17 protein-coding genes are annotated in these 16,900 nt (G+C 72.5%); 5 read left to right on the top strand and 12 right to left on the bottom strand.

Annotated elements, in window-relative coordinates:
* Positions 1 to 22: 22 nt before the first annotated feature.
* The 4 genes from V5O46_RS03570 to V5O46_RS03585 all read right to left on the bottom strand — a co-directional run bounded on the left by V5O46_RS03570 (position 23) and on the right by V5O46_RS03585 (position 4,035).
* Positions 23 to 916, bottom strand: coding sequence for an ATP-binding cassette domain-containing protein (locus V5O46_RS03570; protein WP_408648899.1), 894 nt, complete (start codon positions 914 to 916; stop codon positions 23 to 25).
* Positions 883 to 2,025, bottom strand: coding sequence for an ABC transporter permease (locus V5O46_RS03575; protein WP_332882909.1), 1,143 nt, complete (start codon positions 2,023 to 2,025; stop codon positions 883 to 885). Before V5O46_RS03575 ends, V5O46_RS03570 begins: the two co-directional genes overlap by 34 nt.
* The gene (locus V5O46_RS03580) at positions 2,022 to 3,035 is read right to left on the bottom strand and encodes a sugar ABC transporter substrate-binding protein (protein ID WP_332882910.1); all 1,014 of its coding nucleotides are present in this window, start codon (positions 3,033 to 3,035) and stop codon (positions 2,022 to 2,024) included. The genes V5O46_RS03575 and V5O46_RS03580 overlap by 4 nt, the downstream gene beginning before the upstream one ends.
* A gap of 262 nt (positions 3,036 to 3,297) precedes the next feature.
* On the bottom strand, positions 3,298 to 4,035 hold the full coding sequence (locus V5O46_RS03585) for a GntR family transcriptional regulator (RefSeq protein WP_332883197.1): 738 nt from the start codon (positions 4,033 to 4,035) through the stop codon (positions 3,298 to 3,300).
* Between the two features lie 128 nt (positions 4,036 to 4,163).
* On the opposite strand from V5O46_RS03585, the gene V5O46_RS03590 reads away from it, so the two are divergent.
* The gene (locus tag V5O46_RS03590) at positions 4,164 to 5,174 is read left to right on the top strand and encodes a Gfo/Idh/MocA family protein (RefSeq protein WP_332882911.1); all 1,011 of its coding nucleotides are present in this window, start codon (positions 4,164 to 4,166) and stop codon (positions 5,172 to 5,174) included.
* A gap of 312 nt (positions 5,175 to 5,486) precedes the next feature.
* Here the strand turns inward: V5O46_RS03590 and V5O46_RS03595 are convergent, their stop codons facing one another.
* Positions 5,487 to 6,173 (bottom strand): response regulator transcription factor, encoded by a 687-nt coding sequence (locus V5O46_RS03595; RefSeq protein WP_332882912.1) that lies wholly within the window; start codon positions 6,171 to 6,173, stop codon positions 5,487 to 5,489.
* Positions 6,174 to 6,234: 61 nt separating this feature from the next.
* Positions 6,235 to 7,434 (bottom strand): sensor histidine kinase, encoded by a 1,200-nt coding sequence (locus V5O46_RS03600; protein WP_332883198.1) that lies wholly within the window; start codon positions 7,432 to 7,434, stop codon positions 6,235 to 6,237.
* Between the two features lie 237 nt (positions 7,435 to 7,671).
* Here V5O46_RS03600 and V5O46_RS03605 point away from each other — a divergent pair, with 237 nt between their 5' ends.
* Positions 7,672 to 7,872 (top strand): hypothetical protein, encoded by a 201-nt coding sequence (locus tag V5O46_RS03605; RefSeq protein WP_332882913.1) that lies wholly within the window; start codon positions 7,672 to 7,674, stop codon positions 7,870 to 7,872.
* Between the two features lie 149 nt (positions 7,873 to 8,021).
* Here the strand turns inward: V5O46_RS03605 and V5O46_RS03610 are convergent, their stop codons facing one another.
* The 3 genes from V5O46_RS03610 to allB form a co-directional block, all read right to left on the bottom strand.
* Entirely contained in the window at positions 8,022 to 8,648 is a 627-nt protein-coding gene (locus tag V5O46_RS03610; protein WP_332882914.1) for a dihydrofolate reductase family protein, read from the bottom strand.
* 268 nt (positions 8,649 to 8,916) lie between these two features.
* Complete coding sequence (gene alc, locus V5O46_RS03615; protein ID WP_332882915.1) at positions 8,917 to 10,032, bottom strand: allantoicase; 1,116 nt, start codon at positions 10,030 to 10,032, stop codon at positions 8,917 to 8,919.
* Positions 10,033 to 10,087: 55 nt separating this feature from the next.
* Complete coding sequence (gene allB / locus V5O46_RS03620) at positions 10,088 to 11,425, bottom strand: allantoinase AllB (RefSeq protein WP_332882916.1); 1,338 nt, start codon at positions 11,423 to 11,425, stop codon at positions 10,088 to 10,090.
* Between the two features lie 294 nt (positions 11,426 to 11,719).
* Here allB and V5O46_RS03625 point away from each other — a divergent pair, with 294 nt between their 5' ends.
* Positions 11,720 to 12,526 carry an IclR family transcriptional regulator gene (locus V5O46_RS03625; RefSeq protein ID WP_332882917.1) on the top strand — a complete coding sequence of 269 codons (807 nt, stop codon included), beginning with the start codon at positions 11,720 to 11,722 and terminating at the stop codon, positions 12,524 to 12,526.
* 40 nt (positions 12,527 to 12,566) lie between these two features.
* Here V5O46_RS03625 and V5O46_RS03630 read toward each other — a convergent pair whose 3' ends face one another.
* A complete protein-coding gene (locus V5O46_RS03630) occupies positions 12,567 to 12,884 on the bottom strand; it encodes a DUF5955 family protein (RefSeq protein ID WP_332882918.1) in 318 nt (105 codons plus the stop codon).
* A 200-nt stretch (positions 12,885 to 13,084) separates the two neighbouring features.
* Between V5O46_RS03630 and V5O46_RS03635 the strand changes: the two genes are divergently transcribed.
* Both V5O46_RS03635 and aceB read left to right on the top strand, forming a co-directional pair.
* Positions 13,085 to 13,684 (top strand): nucleotidyltransferase family protein, encoded by a 600-nt coding sequence (locus tag V5O46_RS03635; protein ID WP_332882919.1) that lies wholly within the window; start codon positions 13,085 to 13,087, stop codon positions 13,682 to 13,684.
* 204 nt (positions 13,685 to 13,888) lie between these two features.
* A complete protein-coding gene (aceB, locus tag V5O46_RS03640; RefSeq protein ID WP_332882920.1) occupies positions 13,889 to 15,511 on the top strand; it encodes a malate synthase A in 1,623 nt (540 codons plus the stop codon).
* Positions 15,512 to 15,527: 16 nt separating this feature from the next.
* Here the strand turns inward: aceB and V5O46_RS03645 are convergent, their stop codons facing one another.
* Positions 15,528 to 15,803 carry a SelT/SelW/SelH family protein gene (locus V5O46_RS03645; protein ID WP_332882921.1) on the bottom strand — a complete coding sequence of 92 codons (276 nt, stop codon included), beginning with the start codon at positions 15,801 to 15,803 and terminating at the stop codon, positions 15,528 to 15,530.
* Entirely contained in the window at positions 15,800 to 16,714 is a 915-nt protein-coding gene (locus V5O46_RS03650) for a HipA family kinase (RefSeq protein ID WP_332882922.1), read from the bottom strand. The genes V5O46_RS03645 and V5O46_RS03650 overlap by 4 nt, the downstream gene beginning before the upstream one ends.
* Positions 16,715 to 16,900: the final 186 nt, after the last annotated feature.

The raw sequence follows: 16,900 nt of genomic DNA on the forward strand, positions 1-16,900 counted from the left end.
GGCCGCCACGGTCCCGCGGCCCTCAGCGGCGCTGCAGTTCGTGGCGCAGGTCGTCCAGGTCGCTGCCGCCCGCCATCTGGCGGGTCAGTTCGTCCAGCGTGATCTCGTCCCGGGTGTGGTTCCCCGCCATCGTCCCCCGCCTCAGCAGCACGAACCGGTCCCCCACCAGATACGCGTGGTGCGGGTTGTGGGTGATCAGGACCACGCCCAGGCCCTGGTCCCGGGCCGCCGCCACGTACTTCAGGACCACCCCGGACTGCTTGACGCCCAGCGCGGCCGTCGGCTCGTCCAGGATCAGGACCTTGGCGCCGAAGTACACCGCGCGGGCGATCGCCACGCACTGGCGTTCGCCGCCGGAGAGGGTGCCGATGGGCTGGTCGACGTCGCGCAGGTCGATGCCCATGCGGAGGAGTTCGGTGCGGGTCGTGCGGCGCATGAGGTCGACGTCCATGCGCCGGAAGGGGCCGGTGCCCCTGCGCGGTTCGGAGCCGAGGAAGAAGTTGCGCCAGACCGGCATCAGGGGGACGACGGCGAGGTCCTGGTAGACGGTGGCGATGCCGCGGTCCAGGGCCTCGCGCGGGGAGGACAGCCGGGTGTCCTCGCCCTCGATCCGCAGGGTGCCGGCGTCGTGCTGGTGCAGACCCGCGATGATCTTTATGAGGGTGGACTTGCCGGCACCGTTGTCGCCCAGCACACAGGTGATCTCGCCGGGGTGGACCTCCAGCGAGACGCCCTCGAGTGCGCGGACGTTGCCGTAGTGCTTGCCGACGCCGGACAGCTCCACGAGCGGCGTACGGCCCGCGCGCTGCGTCCGCGCCTGTGCCTGTATCTGTGCCTGTATCTGTGCCTGTATCTGTGCCTGCGACTGCGTCTGTGCCCGTGTCATGTCGTGGCCTCCGCGCGCTTGCGGACCCAGGCGTTGAGCAGGGCCGCGAGGAGCAGCATGGCTCCGAGGAAGAACTTGAACCAGTCGGGGTTCCACTCGGCGAAGACGATGCCCTTGCTGGTCATGCCGAAGATGAGCGCCCCGACCGCCGAGCCGACGGCACTGCCGTACCCGCCGGTGATCAGACAGCCGCCGATGACGGCCGCGATGATGTAGATCAGCTCGTTGCCCACACCCTCGCCGGACTGGACGACGTCGTAGGAGAAGAGCAGGTGCTGTCCGGCGACCCAGGCGCCGAGGGCCACACCCATGTAGAGGCCGGTCCTGGTCCGGGCGACCGGGACGCCGACCGCGCGGGCCGCGTCCTTGTTGCCGCCGACCGCGAAGATCCAGTTGCCGGCGCGGGTGCGCAGCAGGATCCAGCTGGCGACGGCGACCAGGGCGAGCCACCACAGGACGGTGACCTTGAAGCCGACGCCGCCGACGGTGAACGTCGAGGCGAAGACGGCGCGGGCGCTGGGGAAGCCCTCCATGTCGGCGATGGTCCTGGTGGAGACGGTGCCGCCGATCAGCTTGGTGAAGCCGAGGTTCAGACCGGTCAGCATCAGGAAGGTGCCGAGCGTGATGATGAAGCTGGGCAGCTTCGTGCGGGTCAGCATGATGCCGTTGAAGGCCCCGATCGCCAGAGTGGCCAGCAGGGACACGCCCACACCCGCCCAGACGTTGGCGGTCATCTGGTAGCTGAACATCGACGACAGCAGCGCCGACGAGGTGACCAGGACACCGGCGGACAGGTCGAACTCTCCGCCGATCATCAGCAGCGCGACCGGGACCGCCATGATGCCGATGGTGGAGGCGGCGTACAGCACCGTGCTGAGGCTGGAGGGGTGCAGGAACCCGTCGGCGGCCACCGCGAAGAACAGGAAGACCGCGATCGCGCCGACGACCGAGCCGAGCTCGGGGCGGCCGAGGAGCCTCCGCAGCGCGGAGGTCTGCAGAATCCTTTCGTCGACACGGGGGAGGGCCGCGCCGGTCGCGCCGTCTGCGGCAACCGGGACGGACGCGGCGTCCGTGGCACCCCCGGCACCCCCGGCACCGCCGACGTGCTCGGTGTCCGCGGTGTCCGCGGTGGGCTTCATCGCGTGCCCCGCTTCGTGTAGTCCTCGAGCGCGGCGGCCTCGTCCTTCGTGATGATCTGCGGCCCGGTGAGCACCGGCCGGCCGCCCCCGAGGACATCGGCGTTGTACTTGTACAGCCACAGCAGGTCGACCGCCTGGTAGCCCTGGAGGTAGGGCTGCTGATCGACCGCGAAGCCGAGCGTGCCGTCCTCGAGCCCCGCGGCGACCTTGGCGTTCAGGTCGAAGGTGTCGATCTCGGCGTCGCTGCCCGCGCTCTGCCTGGCCTTGACGGCGGTGTCGGCGTACGGGGCGCCGAGGGTGACCACCGCGTCCACGGAGCGGTCGGTCTGGAGCTTGGCCTCCAGGGTCGACTGCACGTCCGGCATGCTGGTGCCGTTGACGTAGAGACGCTCGACCGTGCCGTCGAAGCTGTCCTCGACACCGTCGCAGCGCTGCTCGTGGCCGACGTTGCCCTGCTCGTGCAGGACGCAGACCGCCTTCCTGCGCCCTCGCTCGTTCAGCTCCTCGCCGACGGCCTCACCGGCGATCGTCTCGTCCTGGCCGATGTGCGTGAGCGCACCGAACTCCCTGGACTCGGCCGAGCCGGAGTTCACCGTGATCACGGGGATCCCGGCCTCGACCGCGCGGGCGACCGCGGACCTCATGGCGTCGGGCTTGGCCAGCGAGACGATGATGCCGTCGACCTTCTTGTCCACGGCCGCGTCCACCAGCTGCGCCTGCTGCTGGGCCTCGTCGTCGTGGGAGTACAGGAAGTTGATGTTGTCCTTGACGGCGGCCTGCTCGGCACCGCTCTGGACGATGTCCCAGAACGTGTCGCCGTCACCGGAGTGAGTGATCATCGCGAAGGTCCAGCGGGGGGTGTCGACCGCCGCCTTCCCCTCGGCCGCTGCGGCCTTGCGGGCGTCCTCGGCGCGCTTGCCGCCGGTGCTGCTGCATCCGGCCGTCGTCAACGCGGTGAGCGACAACACTCCTGCCAGCGCGATGCCTGCCCAGGTCCGAAACCGTGCCACGAGGCCGTGCCCTTCTTGCCGTGCTCAGTCGTACGCAAGGGGCCGGGATCAGCCACTCCGGCCCCAAACGCCCCATTGTCCGTCATCGGGACGGACCCGCGCGCCTCACCCGGACATCCACCCATCAGGTTGTCCGGACATTCACGGGGCCGGGAAGTGCCGACGAAGTCCGGCGAGGGGGCGTGCGAGCCCGTGACGGCGCCGTGGCGGTGCGGTGCCGTGGCGGTGCGGTGCCGTGGCGGTGCGGTGCCGTGGCGGTGGCTCACGACCGGACGAGCAGCTGGAACTCGAAGGAGTAGCGGGACGGCCGGTAGGTGTGCGCGCCGAACTCGACCGCGCGGCCGGTGTCGTCGTACGTGGTGCGCTGCATGGTCAGCAGCGGGGCGCCCTCCGGCTCACCGAGCCGCTCGGCCTCGGCGGCGGTGGCGGAGCGGGCCCCGATCGACTGGCGGGCGCTGTGCAGGGTGATCCCGGCGGTGCGCATCAACCGGTACAGGCCGGTGGCCTGCAACTGGTCGGTGTCCAGGTCGATCAGCCCGTGCGGCAGGTAGTTGCACAGGTGCGCCATCGGCTCGCCGTGTGCGAGGCGCAGCCTCTCCACGCGGTGCACCTCGCTCCCCTCGGCCACGCCGAGCGCGGCGGCGACCTCGGTACTCGCCGGCACCACCGTGTTGACCAGCACCTTCGTGGCCGGGCGCTGTCCTGCCGCCTCCAGGTCGTCGTAGAGGCTGCTCAGCTCCAGCGGGCGCTTCACCTGGCTGTGCACGACCTGGGTTCCGACGCCGCGCCGGCGCACCAGCAGCCCCTTGTCGACCAGTGACTGGATGGCCTGCCGCACGGTGGGCCGGGACAGGCCGAGCCGCGCGGCGAGATCGATCTCGTTGCCCAGCAGGCTGCCCGGGGTCAGCGCACCGTGCTCGATCGCCGCCTCCAGCTGCTGGGACAGCTGGAAGTACAGCGGCACCGGACTGCTCCGGTCCACGCTGAGGTCGAGCGGCACGGTGGGGTCCACATCTGGTTTCGGCACGGCCCGAGCGTAGCTCCGTGCGCTGATGACGGGAAGTCGTGTAGTTCGGTTGTCCGGACATACGGATTGACAGGGTGCGGGTGGTGGCTCACTTTGATTCCATGCGCATCGGGGTCATCGGTACGGGGCGGATCGGCACCGTGCATGCGAACACGCTCAGCCGTCATCGCGACGTCGGCTCGCTGATCCTCACGGACGCGGATCCGGCGCGCGCCCAGGAGCTGGCCCACCGGCTGGGCGAGACGGCCGCTCCGGGCGTCGACGAGGTGTTCCGCTGGGGTGTGGACGCCGTGGTGATCACCGCGGCGACCTCGGCGCACGCCGATCTGATCGGCCGGGCGGCACGCTCGGGGCTGCCGGTCTTCTGCGAGAAGCCCGTGGCCCCGGACCTGCCGGGCACCCTGCAGGCGATCGCCGAGGTGGAGACGGCCGGGACGGTCCTGCAGATGGGCTTCCAGCGCCGCTTCGACGCCGGGTACACCGGGGCCCGGGAGGCCGTGCGCTCCGGGCGGCTCGGCCGGCTGCACACCGTGCGGGCAGTGACCAGCGACCGGGAGCCGCCGCCGGAGGCGTATCTGGCGCTGTCCGGCGGGCTCTACCGCGACACGCTGATCCACGACTTCGACGTACTGCGCTGGGTGACCGGGCGGGAGGTCGTGGACGTGTACGCGGTCGGGTCCGACGCCGGACCCGCGGTCTTCCGCTCGGCGGACGACGTGGACACGGGCGCTGCGCTGCTCACCCTGGACGACGGCACGCTGGCCACGGTGACCGCCACGCGGCTGAACGGCGCCGGGTACGACGTGCGTATGGAGATCGCCGGGGAGCGGGACCAGATCGTCGTCGGGCTGGACGACCGTACTCCGATCGCGTCGACCGAGCCGACCGGGCCGCCGGCCGCGGACAAGCCGTGGACGGGGTTCGTGGAGCGGTTCGGGCCCGCCTACGAGGCGGAGCTCTCGGCGTTCGTCGAGGTGGTCCGGGGCGAGCGGGCCAACCCGTGCGACGGCCGGGCCGCGCTGGAGGCGTTGCGGATCGCCGAGGCCTGCGAGATGTCCCGGCGCGAACGACGGCCGGTGCGGCCGGCGGAGATTCCCGGTGCGGACCGGTGACGGCCGCGCGCCCGACCGCGATACCCGTGACCCCCGTGCCACGCCGCACCACCGAGCCGGTCCGCGCCCGCACCACCGAACCGGTCCGCGCCCGCGGCACCGCGCGGCGGACCGGTCCCGCAGCGCCGTGCCGCGCCACCACGGAACCGGACCTGTGGCGGGCGCGCCGAGGGCCTGGCCGTGGTGGCCCGATGCGTGGTGGGTCCGTGGCGTCGTGCGGCCGGGCCCCTCACGTGGCGGCACGCGGCGGAGCCGGTCCCGTACCGTCGCGCGGCCGGGCCCGGCGCGGAGCACCGCGCCACGCCGAGGCCGCTACCCCGCCGCCCCGTCCCCGTCGGGTTCCTCCAGCAGCCCCGCGTCGTAGGCCAGCAGGGCGATCTGCACCCGGTTGTTGAGGTCCAGCTTGGCCAGGATGCGGGAGACGTGGGTCTTGACGGTGGCGACGCTCATGAACAGCTGCGCCGCGATCTCGGCGTTGGCCAGGCCGCGGCCGACCGCGACGGCGACCTCGCGCTCCCGGTCGTTGAGCACGGCGATGCGCTCACGCGCGCGCGTGAGCCGCGTGTCGGCGGTGGTGCCCGCCGCCTGCTCCATGAGCCGCCGGGTCACGCTGGGCGACAGTACGGGGTCGCCGGACGCGACCTTGCGCACGGCGTCCACGATCGCGGCGGGCGGGGTGTCCTTGAGGACGAACCCGGCGGCGCCGGCACGCAGGGCCCGCAGTACCTGCTCGTCGGCGTGGAACGTGGTCAGTACGACGACCTGCGGCGCGTCCTCTCCGGCGCGCAGCCGCTCGGTCGCGGTCAGACCGTCCATCGCCGGCATCCGGATGTCCATCAGCACGACGTCCGGGCGGGTGCGGTCGACCAGTTCCTCGACCTCGGAGCCGTCGCCCGCCTCGCCGACGATCTCGATGTCGTCCGCGCCGCCCATCATGAAGGACAGCCCGGCCCGCACCAGCGGGTCGTCGTCGACGAGGAGCACTCTGATCGCAGTCATGCGGCCTACGTAACCACGGCGGGCCGGGGGCGCGTGGCGCCAGGGCCGGTCCCTCCCGCGCTCACCGCCCCGGCAGCCACGCGCGTACCTCGAACCCGCCGTCGCCCGTCGGGCCGTGCGCCAGGGTGCCGCCGGCCAGGGTGGCACGTTCGGCGAGCCCGATCAGGCCCTGGCCGGAGCCGGGGACGTGCGGCACGTCCGCCCCCGGCGGCGTGTTGCGCACGGCCACGGTGAGTCCGTCGCCCTCGGCGCCGGTGACCGACACCGAGACCTCGGTGCCGGGAGCGTGCTTGCGGGCGTTGGTCAGCGCCTCCTGGACGATGCGGTAGGCGGTGCGGCCGACCGAGACCGGGACGGCGGCGGGGTGGGTGACGTGTCCGGCCAGGGTCACCTTCATGCCTGCCCGGCGGGACTCGGCGACCAGCACGTCGAGCGCCGCGAGCGTGGGCTGGGGGCGACCGGCCTCGTCGGAGTCGCCGGTCCGCAGCACGCCGATGATCTCCCGCAGGTCCTGCAGCGCCTCGTGCGCGCTCTCCCGGATGACGCCCGCCGCGCGGGCCACCTCCTCGCGGGGCGCGTCCGGCCGGAACTCCAGGGCACCGGCGTGCACGCTGAGCAGCGTCAGCCGGTGCGCGAGCACGTCGTGCATCTCCCGGGCGATCGCCTCACGGGCGAGCCGCTGCGCCTGCTCGGAGCGGAGCCGGGCCTCGGTCTCCGCGCGTCGGGCCCGGTCCCGCAGGCTCAGCAGGAGCTGCCGTCTGGAGCGGGCGAGCATGCCCCAGCCGGCCACCGCGCCGAGGATCACGGAGCCGAAGACGACGGACGCGAAGTAGTTCAGTCCGGGCTCGGGACGCAGCCAGTAGTACAGCGGCTGCAGCGCCAGGAAGGCGCCCCCGACCCAGGCCACGTACCGGAACGGCCGGTGCACGGCGAGCGTGTACAGCGCGACCAGGGCGGCACCGCCCGCCGTGGCCGAGAGGAACGAGACCGGCACCATGGCCGCCGCGAGCCCGACGGGCCAGCGGCGCCGCAGCCAGACGGCGGCGCAGGCCAGCGCGCCGGCCGTCTGGTCGGTGATCTCCATGGCCCGCGGGAGGTTCGGTTCGTTCTCGAGTGCGTCGGCGGCCAGCAGGCCGATCGCGACCGCGAGCAGAAAGCAGCCGAAGTCGACGAGCCAGTCGCGCACGGTGCGCCGGGGCCGCCGGGCGCCGGTCCGGCCTCCGTCCGGGTCCAGCTCCGCGATCAGCGACGACGGCAGCATCCAGCGCCGCCCCGGGAGGGGCGGGGCGACGGTCTGCGGCGGCTTGTCTGTCCTCACAGTCGACAAATCTACGCAGCTCCGGGTCGGCCGACCGCGGCGCCGGCCGGATCACCGACCGAAGTCGCGGCACCGCAGACTTTCGGCGGACCGGCCGCCCGTGGCACGGCGACCTCCGTCGGTCCGGGACGGTCCGACGCCCGATGCGCGTGCGGGGCCCCGGGGGCGAGAGTCGGCGGCATGAAGCAGTTGCTGGAGTTCCTGGGTTTCCTCGCAGTGGTGCAGGGCGTGGCGGGCCTGCTGCACGAGTTCACCGACTGGCACTGGGGCCTGGTGCAGCGGATCGGTTTCCTCGACGGCTACGAGGTCTATGCGAGCGTCGCACTGCTGGCGCTCGGTGCGGCGCTGTTCTCCGCCGCGGCGAGCCGGACGTCCGGCTGAGCACCGCCGCGGCGGGGACCGTCCCAAGGACGTCGGGCGAAGTCCGCTGCGGTTCGGCAGCGCCCTGAAGTGGCGCGGGGAACTGCGCGGCCGGCCACGACGGCACCGCGGACGAGCGACGGCATGGCGCGGCACTTCCAGGAGAGCGCTCAGGCGTTCTCCGGGAGGTCGATCGACCCGTACTCCGGGCGGCCCGCGAAGTCGTACGACTGGATGGAGACACCCTTGCCGGTGACGTGGCCGCCGGTGTGCCGGAAGGCGGCCGGGGCGGCGCCCTCGGCGAACAGCCGGCGGCCGGCGCCGAGCACGACCGGGAAGGTCAGCAGATGGAGGGTGTCGACCAGGCCGAGCGCGAACAGTGAGTGCGCGAGGGCCCCGCTTCCGTGCACCTGGAGCTCGCCGTCGGTGCGCTCCTTGAGCGCGGTGACCTCCTTGGCGAGGTCGCCGCGGACCACGGTGGAGCCCTCCCACGCGGGGTCGGTCAGAGTGCTGGAGACGACGTACTTCGGCAGGGCGTTCAGCGGCGTGGCGATCGGGTCGGCGGGGTCGGTCGTCTTCGGCCAGTAGGCGGCGAAGATGTCGTAGGTGCGACGGCCGAGGAGGAAGGCGCTCACCCGGGAGAAGACGCCGTCGACGAACCGGCCGAAGTCGTCGTCGATGTACGGGACGACCCAGCCGCCCTGGGCGAAGCCGTCGCGGGTGTCCTCGTCCGGGCCGCCCGGCCCCTGGTAGACGCCGTCGAGGGAGACGAAGGTGTTGACAACGAGCTTGCCCATGGCGGGTGCCCTGCCTTTCGGTGCGCGGAGGGTTCTGCGGTCATCAGGTCAGACCCCTCCGGCGCCCGCAACTCATCGGTCGCGGCCGGATCGGCGTCGCTGCCCCGCCGCGCGCGGCGGCCGCGGACGGGCATCGGCCGTCCGGGTCACCGGGGCGGAGTGCGCGGTGGACGGCGGCCACGCGGCGTGACGCCGGTGGCGGGATGATGCGCGTGGGGCGCGCCGGTGCTGTCCGGGCCGACGCGCCCCACGGGTCGTGGAGGCCTGTTCAGCCGCCGAGTTCCTGGTGGCGGGCGGCCAGCCGGGCCGCGCCGTCCTCGGTCAGGGAGCCGAACAGGCGCAGGCGGGAGATGCCGCCGTCGGGGAAGATGTCGATCCGTGCGTGGGTGCCGGCGGCCGGCTCCCGCAGGACGAAGCGGTGGGCGGTGTCGGGCTGCATCCGGGTGCGCGGCAGGATCTCGCGCCACTCACCGTCCGCACCGTCCTTCACCGACACCGACGCCCAGCCGGCGCTGTTGCCCTTCAGATACGCGGTGTCGATCTCGACGGCACGGATCTGCGCGCGGTCCACCAGGCGGTAGCGGATCCAGTCGTTGCCCTGGTCGCGGCGGCGGCGGGTCTCCCAGCCGTCGTCCATCTTGCGGGAGCGGCCGGGCTGGATGGTGTTGGTGGCCGGCGAGTAGAAGAGGTTGGAGGCGTCCTCGACCCGGCCGCCGTTCTCCAGCGCGACCACGTCGAAGGTGCCGAGGGCCCGGAGCCACTCCGGGTCGGGCAGCACCTCGCCGTGCACGCGCAGCCGGGCGATGCCACCGTCGGGGTGCTGCTTGACGCGCAGGTGCGTGAAGCACTGCTCGGCGGAGACGGCGAAGCCGTTGGCCGCGTGGCCGCCGACCGGGGTGCGCGCGACCAGAGAGGTCCACTTGACGTCGTCGGCGAGCAGTTCCTCCGGCGACGGGGAGCCCGGCAGGCAGGTGCCCTCGACGGAGACCGCCTGGGGGTAGTTGCCGCGGAAGTGGGCGGTGTCGACGACGATGCCGCGGATCACCCCGGGGGCGCCGAGCCGGATCAGTGCCCAGTCGTGGTCGCCCTCGGCCGGCCAGGGATGCTCGGCGGAGACCCCGCGGCGCCGGCGGGTCTCCCAGCCGTCCATGACCTTGCCCTTGTGCCCGAAGTGCTCGGGGTCGAACTCGGCGCGCTCGGGCACCAGCAGGTTCTCGCGCTGGGCGAAGAACTCGTCGTTGGCCGCGACGACCCCGGCGCCGAGCTGACGGTCGGCGAGGTTGGCATGGTGGGTGAAGGGGAGGTCGGCCGTGCGGTAGTCCGCGTACGGGTCGCCGCCCCGGTAGGGGTTGGCGTCGCCGGTGAAGCTGGTGATGGCCGTCACGGTGATCTGGGCCTGCCTTTCGGTGTCTCGGGCGCTGCGCGGGGGCGGCGGGTGGTCAGGTGGTCCGGGTGAGGAGCTGCCCCTCCGGCTCGGTGAAGTCGCCGTCGGCGACGATGCGCCGGCCGCGCAGCCAGGTCGACTTCACGACGCCGTACAGCCTGCGGCCCGCATAGGCCGTGACGCGGTTGCGGTGCTGGAGGGCGGCCGGGTCGACGACGAAGGTCTCGTCCGGGTCGAGTACCGCGAAGTCGGCGTCGCGACCCGTCTCGATGGCGCCCTTGCGGTCCAGGCCGACCAGGCCCGCGGTGCGCGCGGACATCCAGCGGACGACGTCCTCCAGGCCGTGGCCGCGCTCGCGGGCCGCGGTCCACATGGCGGGCAGGCTCAGCTGGAGGCCGGAGATGCCGCCCCAGGCGGTGGCGAAGTCTCTCGTCTTCAGGTCGGTGGTGGACGGCGAGTGGTCGGTGACCACGCAGTCGACGGTGCCGTCCGCCAGGGCCTGCCACAGCAGGTCCTGGTTGGCGGCCTCGCGGATCGGCGGGCAGCACTTGAACTCGCTCGCCCCGTCCGGGACCTCCTCGGCGGTGAGGGTCAGATAGTGAGGGCAGGTCTCGACGGTGAGGCGGACGCCCGCGGCACGGGCCTCGGCGATCATCGGCAGCGCGTCACCGGAGGACAGGTGCAGCACATGGACGCGCGCGTCGAACCGCTTGGCCTGCGCGATGAGGCTCGCGATGGCGGTGTCCTCGGCGTCGCGCGGGCGGCTGGCGAGGAAGTGCGCGTACTCGGGGCCGCCCTGCTGCGGGGCGGAGGCCAGGTGGTGCGGGTCCTCGGCGTGCACGATGAGCAGGCCGTCGAAGGCGGCGATCTCGGCCATCGACCGGGCGAGCTGCTCCTGGTCCAGATGCGGGAACTCGTCCACGCCGGACGGCGACAGGAACGCCTTGAAGCCGAAGACGCCGGCCTCGTGCAGCGGGCGCAGGTCCTTGACGTTGTCGGGCAGGGCGCCGCCCCAGAAGCCGACGTCGATGTGCGCCTTGTCGGCGGCGACCCGCTGCTTGGTGCGCAGATGGCCGAGGGTGGTGGTCGGCGGGAGGGAGTTGAGCGGCATGTCGACGAGGGTGGTGATGCCGCCGGCGGCCGCGGCTCGGGTGGCGGTCCAGAAGCCCTCCCACTCGGTGCGGCCCGGGTCGTTGACGTGCACGTGGGTGTCGACCAGACCGGGCAGGACGACGTGGTCGCCGACGTCCTCGAGCCGGGCGCCGTCCGGTACGGGGGCGTCGTAGGGCAGGACCGCCGTGATCGTCTCCCCGGTCACCGCGATCGACGCCGCGCGCATCCCCTCGGGAGTGATGACACGCGTCGAGCGCAGCACCAGTTCAGCCTCGGACACCCGAACCCCTCTCTCTGCCGCCGTACTGCCGCCGACCCACGCGCCGGGAGGAGGACATGGCGGGAGCTGTCCCGGCCCGGCGAATTCAACGTTCTGTTGAAGGAGTCTTGCTCCGCCCTTCCGTGCCGTCAAGAGGCACACTGCCCAGGGGGCCGCACAGGGGATCCACCCTGGACATTTCCACAAAGCGGAATTAAGATTCCAGCAAGCAGAACGTAGCTATGTACAAGCGGGGAGTCAACCGACTCCCGGGTAGGCTTCTGCCCTCCCGTCCGCCCCGAAAGGAACCGCGCCGTGCCGACGTCCAGCGCCAGCACCACCGACCCCGCCAGGCCCGCGACCGGTGGTGTCCAGTCCCTGGAGCGCGCCTTCGACCTGCTCGAACGGATGGCGGACGCGGGTGGCGAGGTCGGCCTGAGCGAGCTCTCCGCGAGCAGCGGACTGCCGCTGCCCACCATCCACCGGCTGATGCGGACACTGGTGGCCTGCGGCTACGTACGCCAGCAGCCCAACCGCCGCTATGCGCTCGGCCCGCGCCTGATCCGGCTCGGCGAATCCGCCTCCCGGCTGCTGGGCACCTGGGCCCGCCCGCATCTGGCCCGGCTGGTGGAGGAGACCGGCGAGACCGCGAACATGGCACTGCTCGACGGCGACGAGATCGTGTACGTGGCGCAGGTGCCGTCCAAGCACTCGATGCGCATGTTCACCGAGGTGGGCCGGCGCGTCCTGCCGCACTCCACGGGCGTCGGCAAGGCACTGCTCGCCCACTTCCCGCCGGAGGAGGTGCGGGCGCTGCTCAACCGGACGGGCATGCCGGCCGCGACGGAGAAGACGATCACGACGCCGGACGGCTTCCTCACTGCGCTGGAGGAAGTACGGCGTCAGGGGTACGCGGTCGACGACAACGAGCAGGAGATCGGCGTGCGCTGTCTGGCCGTCTCCGTGCCGGACTCCCCCACCGCCGCGGCCATCTCCATCTCCGGCCCGGCCGGCCGGGTGACGGAGGCCGAGACCGACACGATCGTGCCGCTGCTCCAGCAGGTGGCGGCGGAGCTGTCGGAGACGCTGCTCAGCTCCGGCGTCAACGGGAACGGCGGGTAGCGCTCCGCCGGGTGCCGCCGGGGCGGGCAGGCCCAGGCCGTCAGCCCCGGCGCGGTGGATCGCCGAAGAGCTCCACGGCGCGGCGGACCTCCGCCAGCCCGGGACGCAGGGCGCTGACCGAACCGATGGCCCCGGCGATCAGCAGCAGGGAGCGGCGCAGCCGGGCCGCCTCGGGCACGCCCTGCGCCGTCATCGCGGCGAGGCCGGCGAGCTCGTCCTCGGCGACGGCGCGGTCGGGAAAGTCGGCCGGCAGCAGGGCGAGCCTGCGGCGCAGCCGGGCCACGGCGGACCGCAGCTCCGTCACCCTCATGTCCTCGTCACCGGCGGTCACTCGTCCCTGCCCCAAGCTCCGCAACACAGCCCTCCCCCTCGCACTCCGTTGTGCGCCCCTCGTGGTGAACCTGCCGAGCGCCCCCTGGGCGCTCGCTCGGGCGCCGGGGACGCGGGCCAGTAAACGCCACCCCGCGTGGGCCGCGCCACCGCGCGGGCCGAAATTCAGCCCTCCGGAAACCGGGCGCTCGCCCGGCTGACGATGCCGTCGTCCGGTATGCAGGACCCATGACGGACAACGAAGACCAGGTCGCCGGGGTGCTGCTGGCGGCAGGGGGCGGCCGACGGCTCGGCGGACGGCCCAAGGCCCTGCTCGAACACCGTGGCCGACTCCTCGTCGAACGCGCGGCCGATGTCCTGCGCGCGGCCGGGTGCGCCCGCGTGCATGTCGTCCTGGGGGCGCGGGCCGATGCCGTACGCGACCGGGCGGCCCTGCCGGGGTGCGTGCTGGTCGACAATCCGGGCTGGGAGCAGGGCATGGGGTCGTCACTGCGGGCCGGACTGGAGTCACTGGCCGGGACGGGGGCGCGGGCGGCGGTGGTCTCGCTCGTCGACCAGCCGGGCATCGGCGCCGAGGCGGTGGCGCGCGTGCGGGCCGCGTTCCGGGACGAGACGACGCTGGCCTCGGCCGCGTACGCGGGGGTGCGCGGCCACCCGGTGCTGCTCGGGGCGGCCCATTGGCCGGACATCGCCATGGCCGCCACCGGGGACCGCGGGGCACGCGCCTACCTGAGGGAGCACGAGGCGGCGATCGCACTCGTGGAGTGCGGTGACGTGGCCCGGCCCTTCGACATCGACACCGAGGCGGACCTCGTCCACCTGCAGTGAACGGCGTGGCACTGAGCGCCACCTTGCCTCGACCCGGAGAATCTCGACATCAACACACCTTGTACTTCCACCATGAGAAAACTACTATCCACTGTTCAGAAGCGGCTCGCCGCTCTGCGAGGCGTGTCCGGCCCGGTCCGGGCTCCTGACACCCCGTGCCACGAAGAAGCTCGCGAAGTAGCTCGCTGAAGGAAGTGACAGCTCATGTCCGCACCAGCGCCGTCCCCGCTGGCCATCGTCGACGCCGAGCCCCTGCCCCGGCAGGAGGAGGTCCTCACCGATGCGGCGCTCGCCTTCGTGGCCGAGCTGCACCGGCGGTTCACGCCCCGGCGTGACGAGCTCCTCGCCCGCCGCGCGGAGCGCCGCGCCGAGATCGCCCGCACCTCCACCCTCGACTTCCTCCCGGAGACCGCCGCGATCCGCGCGGACGACTCCTGGAAGGTGGCCCCCGCTCCGGACGCGCTCCAGGACCGCCGGGTCGAGATCACCGGCCCCACCGACCGCAAGATGACCATCAACGCGCTCAACTCGGGCGCCCGGGTCTGGCTCGCCGACTTCGAGGACGCCTCCGCCCCGACCTGGGAGAACGTCGTCCTCGGCCAGCTCAACCTGATCGACGCGTACACCCGCGGCATCGACTTCACCGACCCGGGGTCGGGCAAGTCCTACGCGCTGAAGGCGAACGAGGAACTCGCCACCGTCGTCATGCGCCCGCGCGGCTGGCACCTGAACGAGCGTCACCTGCAGCTCGACGGCCGCCCGGTGCCCGGCGCCCTGGTCGACTTCGGCCTGTACTTCTTCCACAACGCCCAGCGGCTGCTGGACCTCGGCAAGGGCCCGTACTTCTACCTCCCGAAGACCGAGTCGTACCTGGAGGCCCGCCTCTGGAACGACATCTTCGTCTTCGCCCAGGACTACGTCGGCATCCCGCAGGGCACCGTCCGCGCCACCGTCCTGATCGAGACGATCACGGCCGCGTACGAGATGGAGGAGATCCTCTACGAACTGCGCGACCACGCCTCGGGGCTGAACGCGGGCCGCTGGGACTACCTGTTCTCCATCGTCAAGAACTTCCGGGACGGAGGCGAGAGGTTCGTCCTGCCGGACCGCAACGCGGTGACGATGACCGCCCCGTTCATGCGGGCCTACACCGAACTCCTGGTCCGCACCTGCCACAAGCGCGGTGCGCACGCCATCGGCGGGATGGCGGCCTTCATCCCCTCCCGCCGCGACGCCGAGGTCAACAAGGTGGCCTTCGAGAAGGTCCGCGCCGACAAGGACCGCGAGGCCGGCGACGGCTTCGACGGCTCCTGGGTCGCCCACCCCGACCTGGTGCCGATCGCCATGGAGTCCTTCGACAAGGTGCTCGGCGACCGGCCGAACCAGAAGGACCGGCTGCGCGAGGACGTCGACGTCGAGGCCGCCGACCTGATCGCCATCGACTCCCTGGACGCCAAGCCGACCTACGCGGGTCTGGTCAACGCCGTCCAGGTCGGCGTCCGGTACATCGAGGCCTGGCTGCGCGGTCTGGGCGCGGTGGCCATCTTCAACCTGATGGAGGACGCGGCCACCGCGGAGATCTCCCGCTCGCAGATCTGGCAGTGGATCAACGCCGGCGTGGTCCTCGACAACGGCGAGCAGGTCACCGCCGAGCTGGCCCGCAAGGTCGCCGCCGAGGAGCTCGCGAACATCCGCGCCGAGCTCGGCGACGAGGCCTTCACGGCCGGCAACTGGCAGCAGGCGCACGACCTGCTGCTGACCGTCTCCCTCGACGCCGACTACGCCGACTTCCTGACGCTGCCGGCGTACGAGCAGCTCAAGGGCTGACGCTCGCTCCGCACGCTCACTCCGCACGCTCCGAGTGGCCCAGGGTCCTTCCCGGGGCCACTCGGTCGCGTACCGCCCGCTTGACCGCCGTCGGCTCGGGGAAGCCCTGCTCACGGCGGTCCCAGACCACCTCGTCGTCCACCCGGACGACGAACACCCCGCCCGTGCCCGGCTTCAGCGCCAGCTCGGTCAGGTCGGCCTCGAAGGTCGTCAGCAGCTCCTGCGCCAGCCACGCGGCCCGCGGCAGCCATCTGCACTGCGTGCAGTACTCGATCTGGACTCGATGGGTCATCGCGGATGCACCGTCCCGTCCTGTTGCACCGCCGGCCTGCCGTGCAGGTCGGGTACCTGCTTGAGCCAGTCCGGCCGTCCCCGCCGGGTGCGAGCCGCACGCAGTGCCTCCTCGGCGGCGAGTTCCTCCCGGGTGGGGAAGCCGGTGGGGAGCCAGGCCCCGGACAGCTGCACACGCGCGAGCAGCAGGTCCACGTACGCCCGGCGGACCTCCTCCGCCGGCGCCCCGCCCCGCTCCCCGGCCAGCCACGCGTCGGGGACCGCGGCCGTGACCGCGCGCAGCAGGTCGAGCGTCACCCGGGGCGCCAGTTCGGCGTCGGCTGCGCGCACATCGGGAGCGTAGTGGCCGAGGGCGTGGTGCCTCAGGTCGTAGGCCTTGGCCGGGTCGGCGCCCTCCCAGCGGTGGTGGAAGACGAGGGCGGCGCCGTGGTCGATCAGCCACAGCCGCGGCGGCACGGTCCCCAGGGTCGGCCAGACCATCAGGTTGGAGCTGTGCACGGTGCGGTCCACATTGGCGGTGAGCGCATCGAACCAGACGATCCGGCCCGCCTCCAGCGGATCGACGCGCAAGGCCTCGGCCAGCTCGGGGGTGAAGTCCCTGGCGCCCGGCAGAAAGTCCATGCCGAGATTGACCCCGGAGCTCGCCCCGTGCAGGTCCCGCACCTCCTGGTGGGGCTCGTGACCGGCGATCGCCGGATCGAAGTGCACCAGCACCAGCTCGGGGAAGCGCAGCCCCAGGGCCCGCGCCAGCTCACCCACGATCACCTCGGCGACCAGCGCCTTGCGGCCCTGCGCGGATCCGGTGAACTTCACGACGTACGTCCCGAGGTCGTCGGCCTCGACGACGGCGGGCACGGAGCCGCCGGAGCGCAGGGGCTCGACGTAGCGGGTCGCGGTGACTTCTCTCAGCATGCTCCAAGGCCCCAGGGCTCGATTGCCTTGCCTTCCACGGAACGCTCCATCGCGGTGCGGCCTTGCTTCCGGCTTCCGGCACGAAATGAGCATATTAACCAGGCGTGACAGCCGGGGACGAGTGCCCGAGCCGTCGCGCGAGCATCACCGCCCCGCCCCCAGCGACGCACCCGCTCGCCCGCGGCG

This window comes from Streptomyces poriticola (assembly GCF_036689765.1).
Classification (GTDB): domain Bacteria; phylum Actinomycetota; class Actinomycetes; order Streptomycetales; family Streptomycetaceae; genus Streptomyces; species Streptomyces poriticola.

What these genes read in the sequence shown, in the direction of transcription:
- V5O46_RS03610 (WP_332882914.1), bottom strand. Translation starts at nt 8,648, where the DNA reads ATGGGCAAGCTCGTTGTCAACACCTTCGTCTCCCTCGACGGCGTCTAC.
- V5O46_RS03650 (WP_332882922.1), bottom strand. Translation starts at nt 16,714, where the DNA reads ATGCTGAGAGAAGTCACCGCGACCCGCTACGTCGAGCCCCTGCGCTCC.
- V5O46_RS03575 (WP_332882909.1), bottom strand. Translation starts at nt 2,025, where the DNA reads ATGAAGCCCACCGCGGACACCGCGGACACCGAGCACGTCGGCGGTGCC.
- aceB (WP_332882920.1), top strand. Translation starts at nt 13,889, where the DNA reads ATGTCCGCACCAGCGCCGTCCCCGCTGGCCATCGTCGACGCCGAGCCC.
- V5O46_RS03600 (WP_332883198.1), bottom strand. Translation starts at nt 7,434, where the DNA reads ATGCTGCCGTCGTCGCTGATCGCGGAGCTGGACCCGGACGGAGGCCGG.
- V5O46_RS03590 (WP_332882911.1), top strand. Translation starts at nt 4,164, where the DNA reads ATGCGCATCGGGGTCATCGGTACGGGGCGGATCGGCACCGTGCATGCG.
- V5O46_RS03645 (WP_332882921.1), bottom strand. Translation starts at nt 15,803, where the DNA reads ATGACCCATCGAGTCCAGATCGAGTACTGCACGCAGTGCAGATGGCTG.
- V5O46_RS03635 (WP_332882919.1), top strand. Translation starts at nt 13,085, where the DNA reads ATGACGGACAACGAAGACCAGGTCGCCGGGGTGCTGCTGGCGGCAGGG.
- V5O46_RS03605 (WP_332882913.1), top strand. Translation starts at nt 7,672, where the DNA reads ATGAAGCAGTTGCTGGAGTTCCTGGGTTTCCTCGCAGTGGTGCAGGGC.
- V5O46_RS03595 (WP_332882912.1), bottom strand. Translation starts at nt 6,173, where the DNA reads ATGACTGCGATCAGAGTGCTCCTCGTCGACGACGACCCGCTGGTGCGG.